This window comes from Nonlabens sp. Hel1_33_55 (assembly GCF_900101765.1).
Taxonomy (GTDB): Bacteria; Bacteroidota; Bacteroidia; order Flavobacteriales; family Flavobacteriaceae; genus Nonlabens.
On the sequence record NZ_LT627735.1, the window covers coordinates 1276081 to 1294008 of the forward strand.

Consider the following 17928-nt stretch of genomic DNA (forward strand, 5'->3'; position numbering starts at 1 on the left):
CTTGAAACTATCAATATTTTTGCAAAGTCCCCTAAAATTGCAAGATGAACAAATTTTACCTTTTATTGATTTTTATAGTTTTCGCTTTCGCGAAAGCGAACTCACAAGTAGTCATCAACGAGCTAGATGCAGATACACCTAGTACAGACTTCGAAGAATTTATTGAATTACGCACACCAGATCCTTTTACATCCCTAGATGGTTATATTATGGTTTTGTTTAATGGAAGTTCTTCTGGAATGGGACGCAGTTATTATGTAGAAGATCTTAATGGTTTAACTACAGATGTTAACGGATTGGTTGTTTTAGGAAGTTCACAAGTAAGACCTGCGGTAGACCGTCAATTATTAAGTGATGGCAATACCTTTCAAAATGGAGCAGATGCCGTTGCTATATACTTAGGTGAACCCAATGATTTTCCGGATCGAACATTGGCAAATCAGGACAATCTGGTAGCAGCGTTGGTTTATGGCACTAATGATGCAGAAAACGAAAATTTATTAAATCTTCTAGGAGAAACTGTTCAATATAATGAAGGAGCAGCAAATAACACCAATTCATTGCAACGCAAGGAAGATGGAACTTATGAAGTGAAAGCACCTACACCGCACTCCTTGAATGATGCGACAGAAACTTCATATATAGGTGTCGACTTTAGAATTACAGCTACTGAAGATTTGAATGAAGGTGACTTTTTCAGCCTAACCTTCACTTTGACAAGAGCTGCAGATGAGGATTTCAACTTAAGTTTTAGTCTTAATAACGGTTCATTTAATGAAGCTGATTACAATGGCACTACAGAAATTTTTATTCCAGCCGGTCAAACGGAACAATCCCTAGATTTTGAGTTGATCAATGATGATCTTGATGAAGGAGATGAATTCATGAGGGTTGATTTAGATGACGATCTTCCAGTAGGATTCAAACGAATTAAAGATAATATTGAGTACCTGGTGATTGACGATGACTTCACTGTAGCAGATTATGGAAACCCTACAACTCCAACTTATGGAACGGTTAGACCCAGAACTCCAGATGGATACTACGACACTCTTGAAGATAAAGCAGGACCAGAATTAGAACAAGCCATCACTTCCATCATCGCAGAAACTGGCGTGGTGCGCCACCACACTTATGCAGACATCACAACCATTCTAAAGGATGCAGATGCCAGTGCCCTCAACAGTAATAAAGTATGGTTGTTATATTCAGAAATAGAGCGCAGTGATGTCTTATTTCAAGACGGCAGCAATGGAAATGGCAGATGGAATCGAGAGCATGTTTTTCCTAGATCACGAGGTGACTATGATAGCTTAGAAGATTTAGATGATATAGCAGATGGTATCAATGTATGGGTGGAAACTAGTGTGGATAGCTTGCGCCATGGTAACAGTGATGCACACCATTTAAGAGCGACAGATGCTCCTACAAACTCTTCAAGAGGTGATCAAAATTATAGCGAGAATAGTAATCTAGGTTACAATGGCCCGTCTGGTAGCCAGGGCTCGTGGCATGGTGATGTGGCTCGATCTATATTTTATATGACACTGCGCTATAACTATTCTGATACACAAATGTTGCAGGTGATTGATGGCTATCCAGAAAACGACATGGGACAGATAGGCGACCTTGAAACCTTATTACAATGGCATGAAGAGGATCCAGTAGATGATTTTGAAATGAACAGAAATAATGTTGTTTATGACTGGCAGCGCAATAGAAATCCGTTTATAGATAGGCCAGAATTGGTGGACTTTGTTTTTGGACCTAAAGCAGGGCAAGCGTACACTCTTTCTAATGCAACGGAGACATTAGACCAAATCACAGTGTATCCAAATCCTTCAAGAGGAATGTTCTATATAAGTAATGTAAATGAACCGATTTCTTTGAGAATATTCGATACCCTAGGTCGAGAAGCACTATCACGAGAAATTTTCAACAATACCCAAATACAACACAACCTAGCCAGCGGAATTTATCTGGTTCGTTTGAGTAACGATGCTGGGTCTAGCTCTAAAAAGTTAATCGTAGAATAATCTATATTCTAAGATGAAATTTGAAACGCAAAAACCACTTTCGGTTTTTGCTTTTTTTGTTAACGTCATTTAGTGAAACGACTAGGGTTCTAACGATTACACCAATTCGCAATGAATCTAGCTACTGAAAGTTATTCCTTAACTTATACCCATGAAAATCAATCTCCTTTCCTGTGATGCACAAAGACCTGACAAGCGAGCCATAGCACGATGCATCGCTGAAATTTCAACGGCTAGCGAGAACCTTGCTCATGAACTCACTGATATTTTGTTGGAAGGTGACGCCGTGGACATCGAGATTGAAGATAAAAATCGTGGATCTGCACTTAGATCACTGCGTAAATTAGATATCGACTACGAGATTGTGGATTAATGTAAATTCTTCATCAGACTTAGAAAGGGTATCATTTAGTTATTTTATTCCGCTTTCGCGAAAGCGAACCAATCATACACTTAGTAACAATCCACATCAATATTACATCGTACAGATCTGTACTGCTTGATGCTCTCAAAGCTTTTTTTGACTTTTGAAATAAATCCTTTGATCGTTTCTGGCGAATGGGTTTTTCCCATTTTAACCATCACATGCACATTGAACAAGTTACGAACTCTGGATACCGGTGGAAACTCTGGTCCAAGAACCTCAACACCATGCTCAATCTGGTTAAGTGCGCCTACAAACCACTCACCTGCCTGTAACGTTGTGCTGTAATCACGATGCTTGAAGGTAATCCTTATCAATCTCTGATATGGCGGATATTTAAACTGATACCGATCCTGCAATTGCTCCTTAAACATAGTTTTATAATCATACGTACTGACCTGCTGCAAAATCATATGATGCGGATTATAGCTCTGCAATAAAACCGTACCGCGCTTCTCAGTCCTGCCGGCGCGACCAGCTACCTGTGTCAATAATTGGAAACAACGTTCATGTGATCTAAAATCTGGGAAATTCAGCATGGCATCTGCATTGAGAACACCTACCAATGTTACGTGCCTAAAATCAAGTCCCTTAGTTAGCATCTGCGTTCCCACAAGGCAGTCCACTTCCCTATTCTCTACCTTATCAATGAGTTTTTCATAGCTGTACTTTCCTCTGGTAGTATCAAGATCCATACGGGCGATCCTGCGATTGGGGAAAATTTCTTTGAATTCTGCTTCTATCTGCTCTGTACCGAAGCCTTTTGTGTCCAGATCAGTGCTGGAACAGGCGATACATTCCCTAGGAATAAAAGTATGATAACCGCAGTAGTGACAACGCATTTGACCACGGTGCTGGTGTACGGTTAGACTCACATCACAGTTGGGACATTGAGGAGCATGACCGCAGGTATTGCATTCCATGATAGGTGCAAAACCACGTCTATTTTGAAATAGAATAACTTGTTCATCGTTTTTGAAAGCCTCTGTCATTGCCTCTATCAATGTATCTGAAAAGTGTCCGGTCATCCGTTTTTTACGGTGCTTTTCCTTGATATCAATCATGTTGATTTCAGGCATCAAGACGTTACCATAACGCTTCTTAAGCTCGACCAATTCAAATTTGCCGATCGTTGTGTTGTAATAACTTTCCAATGATGGCGTCGCACTTCCCAATAATATTTGGGAACCTTTCATCTTACCCAAAACGATGGAAGCATCACGAGCATTATATCTTGGCGCTGGATCAAACTGTTTGAAGCTGGTCTCATGTTCTTCATCCACGATGATTAAACCTAGATCTTCAAACGGCAGCAGCAGCGCGCTGCGCGCACCTATTATCACATAAGGCTCTGTAGCATCTAGAACTAGGTTCCAGACTTCCTGACGCTCATTGAGATTATATTTAGAATGATAAACAAGTACTTGATGCTTAAAATAATGCTGGAGTCTTCCTATGAGTTGAGTGGTAAGCGCTATCTCTGGTAACAGATATAGGCATTGTTTTCCCTGAGCAAGATATTCCTCTATGAGCTTTACGTAGATTTCTGTTTTACCGCTAGAGGTTACGCCGTGAAGTAAACAGACTTTACTTTCTTGGAACGCTTGTTTGATCTCACCGTAAGCAATTTCTTGCGACTCGTTTAGCTCATAGAGTTCGCTACCCGTTTGCCTATCCATAAGCATACGGCTTACTTCCTGCTCTGTTTCAAGTAGAATTTGCTTATCGATCAATGATTTTAGAACAGCTCTTGATGCTTTGGCTCTGGTCTCTAGATCTTTAGATTTCACTAATTTATCACCAGCTCGCATCATGAATAAGGTCATGAGTACTTCACGTTGCTTAGGTGCGCGAGACATCGAGTCCAAAAGTTCTCGCAATGCATGCTCACTTTTAAATTCTGGAGCTAGAGAAATGTATTTCTCGGTTTTGGCTTTGTAGGTATTATAAAGCTCTTCTTGAAGAATGATTAAATGCTTTGATAGCATTTGTCTCAAAATAGGCAATACAGTTTTACGATCTAAAAGACTAGCAACATCATCCACTTTCATGGCTTTGCGGTTATCAAGCGCTTCTAGAATCAAAAATTCCTGATCAGTAAGCGCATCATCCTCGACATTTGTATTTTCATCGCGCTGTATGATTGTTTCACTTTCCAGCAGCAAGGATTTAGGCAGGGCTGCTTTCATTACTTGACCTACACTACATAAATAGTACGATGCGATCCATTCCCAAAATTTGATTTGGCCTTCTTGTAGGATAGGAGATTCATCAATAACAAATTCAATATCCTTGATGTCATAGGCGACCTCAATATTTTGCCTTACGCCTACAGCGATTCCTGTATAAATTTTTGATTTACCAAAGGGTACCGCAACACGCATTCCTTGCTGGATAAAATCTGCCTCTGCGGCTGTGATACAATACGTGAAGTATCGCTCCAGTGGCAGTGGTAGTATGACATCTAGAAAATGAGACATAAAAAAATCGGTTATGTAAAAATAACCGATTCCCTTTTTGCATGCTTTTAGTCACACGCTATTTTATCAATAACTTATATACGTTCCCAAGTTTGGGTTCTATATAAAAACAAAATGTAGCCACGTACCATTAATAAATCTGGATTGTCTTCATTGAGCCAGATCTTGCAATCATATTCCTTACCATTTTCTGGGTCTATGATGGTTCCATCCTTGTACATTTTTCCTTTTTTCTTCAGGCCTTTCATTATAACCATGCCTTCAATAGGTTGGTCTTTCAAAGCTCCTTCACAGGAAACACATTTAGGGTTAGCTGGAGCATCTTTAGACAAGACCTTTAATACTTTACCATAGTAGGAATCGCCTTTTTTAAAGATCTGCATGTGAGACTTTACCTCACCAGATTCATCATCGATGGTTTTCCATGTTCCAGTGACGTCTTGTGAGTTCGCTTTCGCGAAAGCGAAAAAACACAACAGCACTATTACTATATTTTTCATACTCTGTATATTGTAAAGCCCATGAAAAATCACGGGCTTTTTAATTTTTAATTCGGGAATGGATTATGATCCTAACATTCCTTTTTTCAGGTCTTTATCTGCAGGCTTGTTACCCAACCAGATACCGAAAAGTCCTTTTGCAAAATCCTTACCTTCAATAGTTCCTAACAGTTTCCCGTTTTTGTGAGCCATTGTTCCTTTCCCAGGAATGTATGCAATTTGGAATTCATTACCCTTAACGATCTCTTCATTGAAGAATCCAATGAATTTATCGATTTTGGGTTGTAATTTCTTACGTTCTGCACTGGATACACTGTCTTCGAAACCCTCAGTAATCGCATCGATCATCTTGTCTTGAGTAACTAGTTTGCTTACTATATCAAGTGTAATCGCCATAGGCTGATCAGAGCTCAATAAAGCGGTGCCGTTTGAAGTTTTAGTAGTGGTATATAGTCCACCAACATAGAGATCAAACACAAATTTCTCACGCAATCCTGCGCCATTAAGGGTAAGATCTTTACCATCAACTTTAAGGCTTTTTTCAACAGTAACACCTTCAATGGTCATTTGAGCAGATGCCGTGTAAGTACCTAGAGCGGCAACAGCAATTAAGAGTAATTTTTTCATATCATTAATTATTAGATTGTTTAAATATAGTATTCCTAATTCAAATTCCGTGCCCTTAATGATCTGATAGATGCATTAAGTTCATAACCAAGCAACAAAATGTTTGCTGTGAGCCAGATGTAGATCATTAAAATAAGCAAAGCACCTATTGAACCATAGATTTCATTATAGGAGGCAAAATTGTCAATATAAAGACCATATAAATAGGACGAAATCAAAATAAGAACAGTAGTCACTACAGACCCTATAGAAAAGAACTTAGTTTGCCGTCCTTCCTTAGTTCCCGTGTAATAAAGCGTGCTGACGAATAAGTACAACATGAAGATTATAGCTACATAGCGTATGACGATTAACCAGATCTCGGTTGAACTTTGCGTCATGAAATCCTCTGCTCTTAAGGTTCCTATCCAGTACTCCACAATTCCAAACATCATGATGGATATCAATAAGAACAAGCTAAGTAACAACGACACTCCAACGGCCACAAAATATTGTCTGAACATGTTGCGGTTAAACGATGAATGATAAGATCGCTCAAAGCCATCAAAGACGGCATTGATACCATTACTCATAAAAAATAATGAGGTTACAAACGCTATCGTCAAAAGACCCGTATTCTCCTGAAGGGCAATTTCTTTAAAAATAGTATCAAAAGAACCTGCCGCCTGCGTGGGCAGCAAACCATTAACAAATTCCAAAAAATCAACCTGAAAATTATCAACTGGTACAAAAGGTATCAGGTTAAGCATGAATAGAATAAACGGGAAAATAGCCATAAAGAAACTATAGCTAATCGCACTCGCTCGCAAAGTAAATGCACCTTGAACGATACCAACGCTGTAGGTTTCCCATAAATCATAAACAGTCATTCCTTCAAATCCAGGTAACCGCGCGCGGCTTGACACCGCCACAAACCATGAGACGACCGGTATGCGGTCTAATATAGACTTGAGCCTACTCATGCATGGCTTTCAAACTAAGATCCATATTGTAAACACTATGCGTAAGAGCACCGCTGCTAACGTAATCCACACCACATTCTGCATATTCTCTAACTGTTTCAAGGGTAATGCCACCGCTACTTTCCGTAAGGCATTGATCGCCTATAAGATCCACAGCATTTTTAGTGTCCTCATAATTGAAGTTGTCAATCAATATGCGATAAACATGATCTGCAGATTTCAATATTTCCTTGATCTCGTCTAGATTTCTTGCCTCTACAATTATTTTGAGATCTTTATTCATCTCCTGAAGATAATCAGTCGTTTTCTCGATCGCTTTAGTGATACCACCAGCAAAATCAATATGGTTATCCTTGAGCATGACCATATCATACAACCCATATCTATGATTGACGCCGCCACCTATTTTAACGGCCCATTTTTCCAGTAAACGTATCCCTGGCGTCGTTTTGCGAGTATCTAGAATCTTTGTTTTAGTTCCCTCCAGACGGTCAACAAATTCTCGAGTCTTTGTCGCGATGGCGCTCATGCGTTGCATGCTATTGAGTACCAACCTTTCTGCCGTGAGGATGGATCTTGAGGAACCGCTTACATAAAATACCTCGTCACCGTAAACCACTCTATCGCCGTCGTTCTTTACCTTTTCTATTTTCAGTGCAGGATCTACATGTTTGAATATCGCTTTCGCGAAAGCGATTCCAGCAATAACACCTTCATCCTTCACCAGCAATCGAGCTTTGCCACTGGCACTACGAGGTATGCATGCTAGACTACTGTGGTCGCCATCGCCCACATCCTCTCGTAAGGCATTAATGATGATGCGGTTGACTTCTTCTTCAAATGCAGCGCCGTGGTATTTCATAGGTTTGGTGGATTAATTCAAAAGTAAGATTCTGCGGGCAATCTTATGAAAATGAATAAAGATTTTACCTTTGATAGATGAAGATAACGCTACTTGCCGTAGGTAAAACCGATGATAACCGCATCGCAGATCTCACAGATATGTACGTGGAACGACTCAAGCATTACATCAATTTTGAGCTGGAAATCATTCCAGACCTGAAAAAAACCAAGAATTTGAGCGTTGAACAGCAAAAAACTAAAGAAGGCGATCTCATTCTTAATCAATTACAAACCAGTGATTTTGTCACGCTACTGGATGAAAAAGGAAAAAGTTTATCAAGTCAACAGTTTGCCCAGCTTATTAATAAAAGAAGCTTATCTGGGATGAAGCGATTGGTCTATATCATAGGCGGTCCCTATGGTTTCTCTGAAGCTGTTTATAAAAGGGCCAACTCAAAATTATCCTTGAGCGCGATGACCTTTTCCCACCAAATGGTGAGACTTTTTGCCGTAGAGCAAATCTATCGAGCGTTTACGATATTGAAGAACGAGCCTTATCATCACGAGTAGATCTATTTTTATATAGTAGACACTTTCATTCTTTTTGAAAACTCTAAGTTTAAATTAGTTTCTCTATTGGTGTATATTTGCACCAAAAACGCACCATGCCTAGACAAAGTATTTCCCTTACGGAACCTAACGATGAATGGCTCAAGAGCCAAGTCAACAACAAAGAATATTCCAGCAAGAGTGAATTAGTCAACGACTTGATTAGAAATGAACGTAAGAAAAATGAGCAATTGGAATGGTTAAGAGCTAAACTTGAACGAGCTGAAAAAAGTGGTTTTTCAGAATTGACTGTTGAAGAGATTTTTGAAAAAGCCAGAAAAGAATCAGACATTGAAATATAAAATCAGCACCCAAGCTCAAAATGATCTGACAAGAATTTATCTATACGGTGTCAAAAAGTTTGGATATAAACAAGCCCAGTTATATTCTAAAAAACTTATTGAGTGTATCAATTCAATCAGTAATAATCCAACCGCCTATGTTGCAGTTGATCATGTAAAACCTAATTATAGAAGATGTTCTTGCGGTTCAGATAGTATTTATTATAAAGTAAGTCACATCGTTGAAATCATGGCAGTTTTGGGAAGTCAAGATATTGAAAATGCATTGTAACAAGTTTTGACAATCCAACTACCTTTGCAGCACAAAACCTCTCTATGCTTATACTAGGAATCGCCGGCGGTACAGGATCTGGAAAAACAACGGTTGTTGATCAAGTAGCTCATCAATATCCAGATACAGATGTTACTGTAATCTCACAAGATTCCTACTACAAGGATACCAGTCATTTAACCTATGAAGAGCGAGTAAAGATCAATTTTGATCATCCCAGCTCTATAGATTTTGCCTTGTTGAAAGAACACTTAATGGAACTGCGCAAAGGCAACAGTATTGAGCAACCCGTGTATTCTTTTGTCGACCATAATCGCACTAGTGAAACGGTGCTCACCGTTCCTAGCTCTGTCATTATTGTTGAGGGCATTTTGATTTTGACCTTGCCTGAAATCCGCGAGCTTTTTGATATCAAGGTTTATATTGATTGTGACAGCGATGAGCGTTTAATTCGGCGTTTGAAACGTGATATTTCAGATCGTGGTCGTGACTTAGATGAGGTTCTCGATCGTTACCAAAACACGCTTAAGCCTATGCACCAGCAATTTATAGAACCTACAAAAGCTTATGCGGATGTTATTATTCCTACTAATAGACTCAACGAGGTTGGTGTTAAGATCTTACGTTCAATTCTCGATCAAAAGTTGGGCTAAAATACTATCTTGACTCTATGAACTGGAAGAGAATCAAAAGCAAATGGTATTTCAACAAATACTTCATCATCAGTGTTTTATTTGCGATATGGATTTTTTTTCTAGATGACAGCGCCTGGTTTACGGCACATCGCGCCTTAGATCAGCAAATTGCCGACAAGGAACAAACAGCCGATTTCTACATGCGTGGTATCGCTGCTGATCAAGCAAGGATCAAACAACTTGAGGACAGTGCTGGGATAGAGAAATTCGGTCGAGAACGTTATTTGATGAAGAAGGAAAACGAAGAAGTGTACATTATTGAGTACGCAGATTCTGTAAAAACTGAAGATTGATGAAGAAGCCATTATTTGATGAATTTGAACCCGTTTCTGAAACTGCTTGGAAACAAAAGATCCAAATGGATCTCAAAGGTGCCGATTACAATGGAACACTAGTTACATCAACTCCAGAAGGCATCAATGTTAAGCCTATATATCATCAAGATAGTCAGGTTGATATCAACTTACCACATCGTGGGACGCAGAAAGATGACTGGTACATTTCCCAAAAGATTTATTGTGGAAATGCCAGAGCTGCCAACAAAAAAGCACTCGATGCACTCGCTCGCGGTGCAGAAGGTATCCTGTTGGATATACCAAATGCAGATGTAAATCTCGAAATCCTACTTAAGGATCTACCCGATGTTGGAATCCAAGTACATCCGCAGTTTTTTGATCTAGATTTTCTTAAAAAATTGCACAGCTTCAAGCCCAAGGCTTATGTTCATCTAGACATCATTTATCGATTTTCATCCAGCGGAAATTGGTTTCAAAATCAAAAGTCAGATCACGAGAAACATGCTTTCTTTTTAAAGTCTTTTGACGGATACTTCTCAAACATTACCGTTAATACAAGCACCTATCAACAAGCTGGCGCAACAGTCACCCAAGAGCTTGCCTACTATTGCGCGCACCTTAACGAATATCTTAACCATTACTGCGATACCAATAAGGAGCACGATGGAGATGTGTATAACGCTTTCAAGGAGCGAAGCATCGAAGAGGTTCATATTGAGCGCAGTCAAAGTGCGAAAACGGAAAAACGTATCAACATCGATACTACTATAGGCTCCAATTATTTTATGGAAATCGCTAAATACAGAGCATATAGAATCTTGACCAAAACACTTGGAACTGCTTACGGACTAAATAATTTAGGTTGCTATATTACCGCAACACCTAGTTTACGCAACAAATCACTGCTCGATTACAATGTGAATCTATTGCGCACAACAACAGAATGTATGAGTGCGGTGTTGGGTGGCGCAGATACGATTCACAATCTGCCTTACGATGCTTTTTTCCATAAGGAAAATGAATTTGGAAACCGTATCGCTCGCAATCAGTTGCTGATTCTGAAGGAAGAAGCCTATTTGAACAAAGTTGCCAATGCTGCTGACGGTACATATTATATCAACGCATTGACCAAAGAATTGACGGAAAAAGCACTGGAAATATTCAAGACCATAGAAAAAGCTGGCGGCTTTGTACAGTCACTTTTCGAGGGTACTATCCAGCGCAAGATTAAGGAAAGTGATGCTGCCGAAAGAAAGTTACTGAAGTCTAATAAGAAAATTCTTGTAGGCGTCAACAAATTCCCAAATGCGGAGTTACCGCTTCAAAAAGAATACGAGATTTTGCCATTTCAAAAAATAGAACCTCGTAAAACATTGGTCACTCCTATTGCTGCAAAACGATTAGCTGAGGATCTTGAGAAATCTCAAATGCCCAAATGATGATATCCAACTCCAACATCAGTTTTCATAAGGGTGGACTTGAGTCCACCCTTATGAAAACTCAGGATGAATCGGTTGTAAATATTAATAGGGTTAAACTATTAGCAAGGAAACTATCTTTTCTAATTTTATCCCTATCATTTTTGGCCTGTACCAACAACTTGTCTAATGAAGCGATAGAAGGAATTTGGGAGATTCAAATAAAATATAATGATGCTAATAAGGATGTTGAAAATGAATTTACCAGATCTCTTTCCGTTCATCCGCTTACAAATATTTTCAAATGGACACAGACAATTTCATTTAGAGATAACGGTACTCTTATTATGGATAAATCAATGGACGTATATCCTAATTACTATTTTTTAGATGAGAAAAATGAATATCTGTACATGTCATTTAGTCCATTAAATGAGAAACCATCAGATAATTCGAGAGGAGTTTTCAAATTGAAGGTAAATACCGTGGACAATGATCATTTTCTATTGAACTTTCAATCGGACACGAAGCAGCAATTAGAGCTTAAAAAGAAATAGAAATGAAAAGAAAAGACCTCTCCAACCTAACGGCTGATTTCAACGCGTTTGAAAAAACTGACCTAGCATCTTCACAGGAAACCTATGAAACTTCAGAAGGAATAGAGCTCAAAAAGCACTATTCAAAAGCTGATGTTGAAGAACTGGAGCATTTGGATTTTGTGGCGGGCATTGCTCCCAATCTACGTGGTCCCTATTCCACTATGTATGTGCGCAGACCGTGGACCATACGCCAGTATGCTGGCTTCTCCAGCGCAACGGAATCAAATGCATTCTACCGCAGGAATCTTGCCGCTGGACAAAAAGGACTATCCGTCGCATTTGACCTAGCAACACACCGCGGTTATGATAGCGATCATGAGCGTGTGGAAGGTGATGTTGGAAAGGCTGGTGTAGCCATCGATAGCGTCGAGGATATGAAGATTCTCTTTGATCAGATTCCGCTAGATAAGATGTCTGTATCGATGACCATGAATGGTGCGGTATTGCCCATCATGGCGTTTTACATCGTCGCCGCCATGGAACAAGGCGTTGACATCGCAGCATTAAGCGGTACGATTCAGAACGACATTCTCAAAGAATTTATGGTGCGCAATACGTACATCTATCCGCCTACGCCTAGTATGCAGATCATCTCAGATATTTTTGAATATACGAGTGAGAAGATGCCTAAGTTTAATTCGATTTCCATTTCTGGTTATCATATGTATGAAGCCGGTGCGACCAGTGATATTGAATTGGCTTACACGCTGGCAGATGGATTGGAATATGTGCGCAAGGGGCTGGACGCTGGTATGGATATCGACACCTTTGCTCCTCGCCTATCTTTTTTCTGGGCGATTGGGATGAATCATTTTATGGAGATTGCCAAAATGCGTGCAGCCAGAATGCTCTGGGCAAAAATGATCAAGCAATTCAATCCTAAAAATTCAAAGTCTCTTTCACTAAGAACGCACTGCCAGACATCCGGCTGGTCACTGGCAGAACAAGATCCATTTAACAATGTGGCTCGTACAACTATTGAAGCTGCTGGGGCTGCCTTTGGTGGAACGCAGAGTTTACATACCAATGCTTTGGATGAAGCCATCGCTTTACCTACGGACTTTTCTGCGCGTATCGCAAGAAACACTCAAATCTATCTACAAGAAGAAACGGGTATCACAAAAACGGTTGATCCATGGGCTGGTTCCTACTACGTGGAATCACTAACCGATCAGATTGCACATAAAGCTTGGGAACTCATTGAGGAAGTCGAAGAACTAGGCGGAATGACCAAAGCCATCGAAGCTGGAATTCCCAAAATGCGTATTGAAGAAGCAGCTGCCAAGAAACAGGCTAGAATCGACTCCAATATTGACGTCATCGTTGGTGTGAACAAATATCCAAGTCCCGACGAGGATCATATCGATACACTGGAAGTGGACAACGCTGCTGTGAGAATCGAGCAAGTGGACCGATTGAAAAAGATCAAGTCAGATCGTGAAGATCAAAAAGTAAACGAGGCTCTGGAAGCTTTGACCGCTTGCGCAAAATCTGGCGATGGAAATCTATTGGAACTAGCCGTGAATGCTGCTAAAGAACGCGCAACACTTGGTGAAATTTCAGATGCTTTGGAGAAGGAATTTGGCCGTTACCGTGCCACGGTAAAAAGCGTTCAAGGTGTGTATAAAAAAGAGATTATGAATGATCCCGCTTTCGCAAAAGCGCAACAATTAGCAGACTCCTTTGCAAAAAAAGAAGGCCGTCGTCCCAGAATCATGATCGCAAAAATGGGTCAGGATGGACACGATCGCGGCGCCAAGGTTGTGGCCACAGGATATGCAGACGTAGGTTTTGACGTGGACATTGGGCCATTGTTCCAAACGCCAGCAGAAGCTGCAAAGCAAGCTGTGGAAAACGACGTGCACATATTGGGAATCTCTTCACTTGCCGCAGGCCATAAAACGCTGGTACCGCAAGTGATGGAACATTTGAAAAAATATGGGCGTGAAGACATCATGATTATCGTTGGTGGTGTGATACCACGCAAGGATTATCAATTCTTATTTGATGCAGGAGTTGCGGCTGTCTTTGGACCAGGAACTAAAATTAGTGAAGCGGCGATAGATATTTTGACGCTACTGGACTCTTAGTTTTTATTCCTACGTTCCCGACGGGCCTTTCTAGCTTCTTTCTTTTTTAGGAAATAGAGTTCCCGCTTTTCTCTGATACTCAAATCATCCCGATTCGCATTTTCCAGCTCTTGAATGCGTTGATTATCTGAGGTGTTTAAAGGTATGCTGTTATAATCTCTAGCGTTGAATCTAAAACCCAAGGCAAGATTGAAATAATTACCTACATTAAAATTGTCTCCTGATGCTGGAGCGGCATCAATATTATAAAACACTTTTTCAAAACTCGGACTTAGATATACCGAAATACTATTGCTCAATGCATATTCCGCACTGGTTGTGATTCTCAATAAATTTCCAGTATCCTTGAAAGTTCCGCCGCCTTGAGAAAAGTCTTGTTTGTTTTTATTCTGACTATAGCCGTACCCTAGATCTGCCGTGATGTTCCAATCATCATTAATCACGTAGTCATAACCTGCAAAGAAATAAGCATTGAACTTGGTAGCCTTTGAAAACTGACCAATCGCCTGCTCATCCTTAACATCAAAATAATCCTGACTCAAAGCACCACCGATGTAGATATTTTGGTAAATGTCTGATTGCAACCTAATCCCAAAACCAGTACCGTTAGACAGGCCGTTACCTACAAAGTTATCGCCGGTTGGTAATCCTCTTTGAATATAAATATCAGCAGCAAATACTCGATCTGGTAATTCTTGTGAGACTTGATTGCCATTTTCTTGTGCAAGCGTCGGTAAAGCGATCGTCAGGACCATCATCAATAAAACTCTAGTAATTAGTTTCATAGCGCTCTATTGGGTTGTTAACTGTAAATTCTTGGATGGTTTCTGTACCAGATTCATCTATAAGTGATACTGTTATGACAGATGGATAGAATGCTTGGAATTCAAAATTCCCATCCTCTGGAGATTCATTAATCGTAGTAAAAATTTGACTAAAATAGCCACAGTCTCCATTAACTGAGAATTCGCCATCTTCAAATACCTCTGAACATGACAAATCAAAATAATTGACGCGCAGATCAAAGGCTTCTGTGGTACCAGACGTATTTATAAAATCCAATTCAACATCTGCAACATCTCGTATCGTTATAAGCGGAATGTCCAAAGTAAGATCGTTTCCAAAGCTTTCGATTCCAGTAGAAACACTATAGATGTTTTGATCACCTTGGTAAACATTGACAAAATAGCTTCCGGCGGTATCAAAAAGCATTAAAAAAGAGGTCTCGCCATTAGAATCAGTAGTGCCTTTTCCCAAAAGGAAATCGGTTTCAGGTTGAGAGAATTTGCTGATGCTTTGAGCAAATGGATTAAATTCGAAAGTTCTGAAATTAGTTACCTCTACGATGACATCATCGACAGGATTGCCTTGAGCATCGACAATTCGAGTTTTAAAAAAGGCGCGCTTATCATCATCTAATCTAGCTTCACAAGAGACAAGCAAGATGGGAATGAATAGTAACAGAAGTTTTTTCACAGGTTGGTTTATATAATAGATGCAAAAGTTAGCATAAGGTTGCGTGCATGTCACTAATAAAAATTTAAATTGAAGCTAAATAGCTAACGGCTCGCAAAGAACAACATGCACTGACGACTATTTTAAAAATGAAAATCATGAAATCAATTTTTCTTATTCTAACCTCTATACTTATGACTGCTCCTATTACCATTTACGACTTTAATAAAGAAAACGGTCTTGGCGACTGGCGCATTGAAGATGACCGAGTTATGGGCGGAATCTCGCAAGGGAAATTTGAACTGACAGAAGATGGTCACGGCAAATTTTACGGGAACGTTACCGTTGAAAGCAATGGTGGGTTTAGCTCTGTGCAGAACAATTCCATGGATATTAATGTAAATCCAGAACAGTCACTTCAAATCAAAGTGAAAGGTGATGGTAACACGTATCAGTTAAGAGTTCAACAATCTAATGATGCCCGAGAGAGTTATATCAAGGAGTTTAAAACGAATGGCGAGTGGCAAACCATCAAAGTAAAATTATCTGATATGAAGCCAACATTTCGCGGGAGAGATCTTGACATGCCCAACTTTAACTTTGACCAGATCAAGCACCTTAGATTTTTAATAGGAACTAAAAAAGTAGATCAGAAATTTGAATTACTAATCGACTGTATCGAACTAGTCGATTAGTCCACGATCAAATCCTTGGCGAGAAACCAGGTGTTTTTATTGTAGTACCAATTGCGCTCTGCTGGGATCTTAATACCGCCAATCATCTTTGGATCAGAAATGAGAATATATTCTCCAGAATCCTTTTTGATATTTCCGTTATCGTCGGTTTTGAAAAACTGATAGGCTTTGAGGGCAAAAGTGTCTGTATCAAAATAGAAGAACCAAACATCGCTGCCTACTTCTGGTGAGTATGTCACTTTTACCTTATAGGCATTTATATTCCAGAACCATACTTTTTCCACCTTATCATGGATGATGGTTCCTTCATCGTTGAGCTTCATAGGCAATCCATATAGATAGGTGTAGTAATCCTTCATCATCATGGCGCGATCTTTTTGCTCACTGGTTACACTTTCCAGCATTTGTCCATCTTTTACCACAGTAACGGAATCCTTTTTTACGAAGTAACTATTTGATTCACTAACGGTTGTGGTTGTAAGAGAGAAAGCTTCCTTGGGCAGGTTGATCTGGATGGCACTCAATCGATCTGGTTTTTCTGGCATGCTCATCATCACTTTAAAAGATGCGTCAAAAGTATCCCAATTACCGTTTGGATCATGATACTGAATGGACTTCTCAACAATTTCCTCGGCAGAAAATGGTACTGAACTTTGTTGTGAATTCGCTTTCGCGAAAACGAAAACCATTAATAATAAATAGGAATATTTCATCTTTCAAAATTAGGGGAAATTGAGATAGGATTTTTAACCTGCTGCTAAAGTCCGAAGAACGATCAGATCAGACGATTTTACCGAAAATGTTACTATCTCAAGGATTTATAAAATTTATTTAGATCAACGTAAATACGTATCAATCCACTATGGTATCAGTAGCGAGGTATTTGTTATCCTTATTGTAGTACCACACGCGCACTTTTGGCATTTTGATGCCATTGATCTTAAACTCTTCAGACAGTAGGATGTATTCACCAGTTTTTGGATTCTTTATTCTAGGTTCCTTTTGTCTGTAAAATTGATAGGCTTCCATGCGATAAGTTTTGGGATCAAAATAGAAGAACCAGATATCACTTCCCACGCTGGGATCGTAGTCCGCACGCAGGACTAGGTACTCTTTGTCGTTGAGTGTTTTACGTTCCGTTTCATAAGAAATCACGGTTCCTTTATCCTTTAATTTCATGGGCAATCCGTATAAATAGGTATAATAATTCTTCATGAATCCAGCGCGTTTTGCGTCTTCTGGAGTAATATTTATGATGCTATCAGGTTTGCTCAAGTCCATTTTAGCAACCGTAGCGCTATCCTTAAATACGCGATACTCATTGACTATATCACCTCGCTTTGAGATTAATTCAAAACTTTTGGCAGGCAGGTTGATATCCACATAACTGGTTTGTTCTTCAGTATCGGGCATCATGGTTACTATTTCTAAACTCCCTACAAATTCCTTCCAATTACCTTCAGGGTCGTGGTAGGCAATGGCTTTTTCCAGTAATTGCGGTCCTGTAAGTTGTAATGAAGTTTGTTGAGAGTACGCTTTCGCGAAAGCGATCAAAACCAAAAATAAGTAGCTGTGTTTCATATATCTAAAATATAAAACCCTTCAGAATTCTGAAGGGTTTCTAAT

The 17928-nt window shown here is 39.6% G+C and carries 20 protein-coding genes; 11 read left to right on the plus strand and 9 right to left on the minus strand.

Features of this window, described 5'->3' with window-relative positions:
* The first annotated feature begins 44 nt into the window (after positions 1-44).
* Positions 45-2036, plus strand: a complete 1992-nt coding sequence (locus BLO34_RS05535; RefSeq protein ID WP_090753293.1) for an endonuclease — start codon at positions 45-47, stop codon at positions 2034-2036.
* A 151-nt stretch (positions 2037-2187) separates the two neighbouring features.
* On the plus strand, positions 2188-2409 hold the full coding sequence (locus BLO34_RS05540; RefSeq protein WP_090753296.1) for a hypothetical protein: 222 nt from the start codon (positions 2188-2190) through the stop codon (positions 2407-2409).
* A gap of 80 nt (positions 2410-2489) precedes the next feature.
* Here BLO34_RS05540 and priA read toward each other — a convergent pair whose 3' ends face one another.
* From priA to nadC, 5 genes are all read right to left on the minus strand, one after another.
* Positions 2490-4940, minus strand: a complete 2451-nt coding sequence (priA, locus tag BLO34_RS05545) for a primosomal protein N' (RefSeq protein WP_090753298.1) — start codon at positions 4938-4940, stop codon at positions 2490-2492.
* A gap of 74 nt (positions 4941-5014) precedes the next feature.
* Complete coding sequence (locus tag BLO34_RS05550) at positions 5015-5440, minus strand: DUF2147 domain-containing protein (protein WP_090753300.1); 426 nt, start codon at positions 5438-5440, stop codon at positions 5015-5017.
* Between the two features lie 63 nt (positions 5441-5503).
* Positions 5504-6067, minus strand: a complete 564-nt coding sequence (locus tag BLO34_RS05555; protein ID WP_090753301.1) for a chalcone isomerase family protein — start codon at positions 6065-6067, stop codon at positions 5504-5506.
* Positions 6068-6102: 35 nt separating this feature from the next.
* Positions 6103-7029, minus strand: coding sequence for a YihY/virulence factor BrkB family protein (locus BLO34_RS05560; RefSeq protein WP_090753303.1), 927 nt, complete (start codon positions 7027-7029; stop codon positions 6103-6105).
* Positions 7022-7891, minus strand: a complete 870-nt coding sequence (gene nadC, locus BLO34_RS05565; protein WP_090753305.1) for a carboxylating nicotinate-nucleotide diphosphorylase — start codon at positions 7889-7891, stop codon at positions 7022-7024. Before nadC ends, BLO34_RS05560 begins: the two co-directional genes overlap by 8 nt.
* 77 nt (positions 7892-7968) lie before the next feature.
* Here nadC and rlmH point away from each other — a divergent pair, with 77 nt between their 5' ends.
* The 8 genes from rlmH (at position 7969) to scpA (ending at position 14152) form a co-directional block, all read left to right on the plus strand.
* On the plus strand, positions 7969-8442 hold the full coding sequence (gene rlmH / locus BLO34_RS05570; protein ID WP_090753307.1) for a 23S rRNA (pseudouridine(1915)-N(3))-methyltransferase RlmH: 474 nt from the start codon (positions 7969-7971) through the stop codon (positions 8440-8442).
* 95 nt (positions 8443-8537) lie between these two features.
* Positions 8538-8783, plus strand: a complete 246-nt coding sequence (locus BLO34_RS05575) for a type II toxin-antitoxin system ParD family antitoxin (protein ID WP_090753309.1) — start codon at positions 8538-8540, stop codon at positions 8781-8783.
* On the plus strand, positions 8773-9054 hold the full coding sequence (locus tag BLO34_RS05580; protein ID WP_090753311.1) for a type II toxin-antitoxin system RelE/ParE family toxin: 282 nt from the start codon (positions 8773-8775) through the stop codon (positions 9052-9054). Before BLO34_RS05575 ends, BLO34_RS05580 begins: the two co-directional genes overlap by 11 nt.
* Before the next feature lie 44 nt (positions 9055-9098).
* Complete coding sequence (udk, locus tag BLO34_RS05585) at positions 9099-9707, plus strand: uridine kinase (protein ID WP_090753313.1); 609 nt, start codon at positions 9099-9101, stop codon at positions 9705-9707.
* A 17-nt stretch (positions 9708-9724) separates the two neighbouring features.
* Positions 9725-10042 carry an FtsB family cell division protein gene (locus tag BLO34_RS05590; protein ID WP_090753315.1) on the plus strand — a complete coding sequence of 106 codons (318 nt, stop codon included), beginning with the start codon at positions 9725-9727 and terminating at the stop codon, positions 10040-10042.
* Positions 10042-11484, plus strand: coding sequence for a methylmalonyl-CoA mutase subunit beta (locus BLO34_RS05595; protein WP_090753317.1), 1443 nt, complete (start codon positions 10042-10044; stop codon positions 11482-11484). The genes BLO34_RS05590 and BLO34_RS05595 overlap by 1 nt, the downstream gene beginning before the upstream one ends.
* The gene (locus BLO34_RS05600; RefSeq protein WP_090753320.1) at positions 11481-12020 is read left to right on the plus strand and encodes a hypothetical protein; all 540 of its coding nucleotides are present in this window, start codon (positions 11481-11483) and stop codon (positions 12018-12020) included. The genes BLO34_RS05595 and BLO34_RS05600 overlap by 4 nt, the downstream gene beginning before the upstream one ends.
* 2 nt (positions 12021-12022) lie before the next feature.
* Positions 12023-14152, plus strand: coding sequence for a methylmalonyl-CoA mutase (gene scpA / locus BLO34_RS05605; RefSeq protein WP_090753322.1), 2130 nt, complete (start codon positions 12023-12025; stop codon positions 14150-14152).
* Here scpA and BLO34_RS05610 read toward each other — a convergent pair.
* On the minus strand, positions 14149-14937 hold the full coding sequence (locus BLO34_RS05610; RefSeq protein ID WP_090753325.1) for a porin family protein: 789 nt from the start codon (positions 14935-14937) through the stop codon (positions 14149-14151). The two genes, scpA and BLO34_RS05610, sit on opposite strands and share 4 nt — an antisense overlap.
* The gene (locus BLO34_RS05615; RefSeq protein WP_090753327.1) at positions 14921-15628 is read right to left on the minus strand and encodes a hypothetical protein; all 708 of its coding nucleotides are present in this window, start codon (positions 15626-15628) and stop codon (positions 14921-14923) included. Before BLO34_RS05615 ends, BLO34_RS05610 begins: the two co-directional genes overlap by 17 nt.
* 137 nt (positions 15629-15765) lie before the next feature.
* Here BLO34_RS05615 and BLO34_RS05620 point away from each other — a divergent pair, with 137 nt between their 5' ends.
* Complete coding sequence (locus BLO34_RS05620) at positions 15766-16302, plus strand: CIA30 family protein (RefSeq protein WP_231959569.1); 537 nt, start codon at positions 15766-15768, stop codon at positions 16300-16302.
* Here the strand turns inward: BLO34_RS05620 and BLO34_RS05625 are convergent.
* Together BLO34_RS05625 and BLO34_RS05630 are read right to left on the minus strand one after the other, a co-directional pair.
* On the minus strand, positions 16299-17015 hold the full coding sequence (locus BLO34_RS05625; protein WP_157686698.1) for a DUF6503 family protein: 717 nt from the start codon (positions 17013-17015) through the stop codon (positions 16299-16301). The genes BLO34_RS05620 and BLO34_RS05625 overlap by 4 nt on opposite strands.
* Before the next feature lie 139 nt (positions 17016-17154).
* Complete coding sequence (locus BLO34_RS05630; protein WP_090753332.1) at positions 17155-17883, minus strand: DUF6503 family protein; 729 nt, start codon at positions 17881-17883, stop codon at positions 17155-17157.
* Positions 17884-17928: the final 45 nt, after the last annotated feature.

Excerpts from the sequence above, each read along its gene's own strand:
- BLO34_RS05590 (WP_090753315.1), top strand. The coding sequence starts at position 9,725 with ATGAACTGGAAGAGAATCAAAAGCAAATGGTATTTCAACAAATACTTC.
- priA (WP_090753298.1), bottom strand. The coding sequence starts at position 4,940 with ATGTCTCATTTTCTAGATGTCATACTACCACTGCCACTGGAGCGATAC.
- BLO34_RS05610 (WP_090753325.1), bottom strand. The coding sequence starts at position 14,937 with ATGAAACTAATTACTAGAGTTTTATTGATGATGGTCCTGACGATCGCT.
- nadC (WP_090753305.1), bottom strand. The coding sequence starts at position 7,891 with ATGAAATACCACGGCGCTGCATTTGAAGAAGAAGTCAACCGCATCATC.
- BLO34_RS05595 (WP_090753317.1), top strand. The coding sequence starts at position 10,042 with ATGAAGAAGCCATTATTTGATGAATTTGAACCCGTTTCTGAAACTGCT.
- BLO34_RS05600 (WP_090753320.1), top strand. The coding sequence starts at position 11,481 with ATGATGATATCCAACTCCAACATCAGTTTTCATAAGGGTGGACTTGAG.
- BLO34_RS05575 (WP_090753309.1), top strand. The coding sequence starts at position 8,538 with ATGCCTAGACAAAGTATTTCCCTTACGGAACCTAACGATGAATGGCTC.
- BLO34_RS05535 (WP_090753293.1), top strand. The coding sequence starts at position 45 with ATGAACAAATTTTACCTTTTATTGATTTTTATAGTTTTCGCTTTCGCG.
- BLO34_RS05625 (WP_157686698.1), bottom strand. The coding sequence starts at position 17,015 with ATGAAATATTCCTATTTATTATTAATGGTTTTCGTTTTCGCGAAAGCG.
- BLO34_RS05620 (WP_231959569.1), top strand. The coding sequence starts at position 15,766 with ATGAAATCAATTTTTCTTATTCTAACCTCTATACTTATGACTGCTCCT.
- BLO34_RS05560 (WP_090753303.1), bottom strand. The coding sequence starts at position 7,029 with ATGAGTAGGCTCAAGTCTATATTAGACCGCATACCGGTCGTCTCATGG.
- BLO34_RS05555 (WP_090753301.1), bottom strand. The coding sequence starts at position 6,067 with ATGAAAAAATTACTCTTAATTGCTGTTGCCGCTCTAGGTACTTACACG.
- scpA (WP_090753322.1), top strand. The coding sequence starts at position 12,023 with ATGAAAAGAAAAGACCTCTCCAACCTAACGGCTGATTTCAACGCGTTT.
- BLO34_RS05540 (WP_090753296.1), top strand. The coding sequence starts at position 2,188 with ATGAAAATCAATCTCCTTTCCTGTGATGCACAAAGACCTGACAAGCGA.
- rlmH (WP_090753307.1), top strand. The coding sequence starts at position 7,969 with ATGAAGATAACGCTACTTGCCGTAGGTAAAACCGATGATAACCGCATC.
- BLO34_RS05630 (WP_090753332.1), bottom strand. The coding sequence starts at position 17,883 with ATGAAACACAGCTACTTATTTTTGGTTTTGATCGCTTTCGCGAAAGCG.
- BLO34_RS05550 (WP_090753300.1), bottom strand. The coding sequence starts at position 5,440 with ATGAAAAATATAGTAATAGTGCTGTTGTGTTTTTTCGCTTTCGCGAAA.
- udk (WP_090753313.1), top strand. The coding sequence starts at position 9,099 with ATGCTTATACTAGGAATCGCCGGCGGTACAGGATCTGGAAAAACAACG.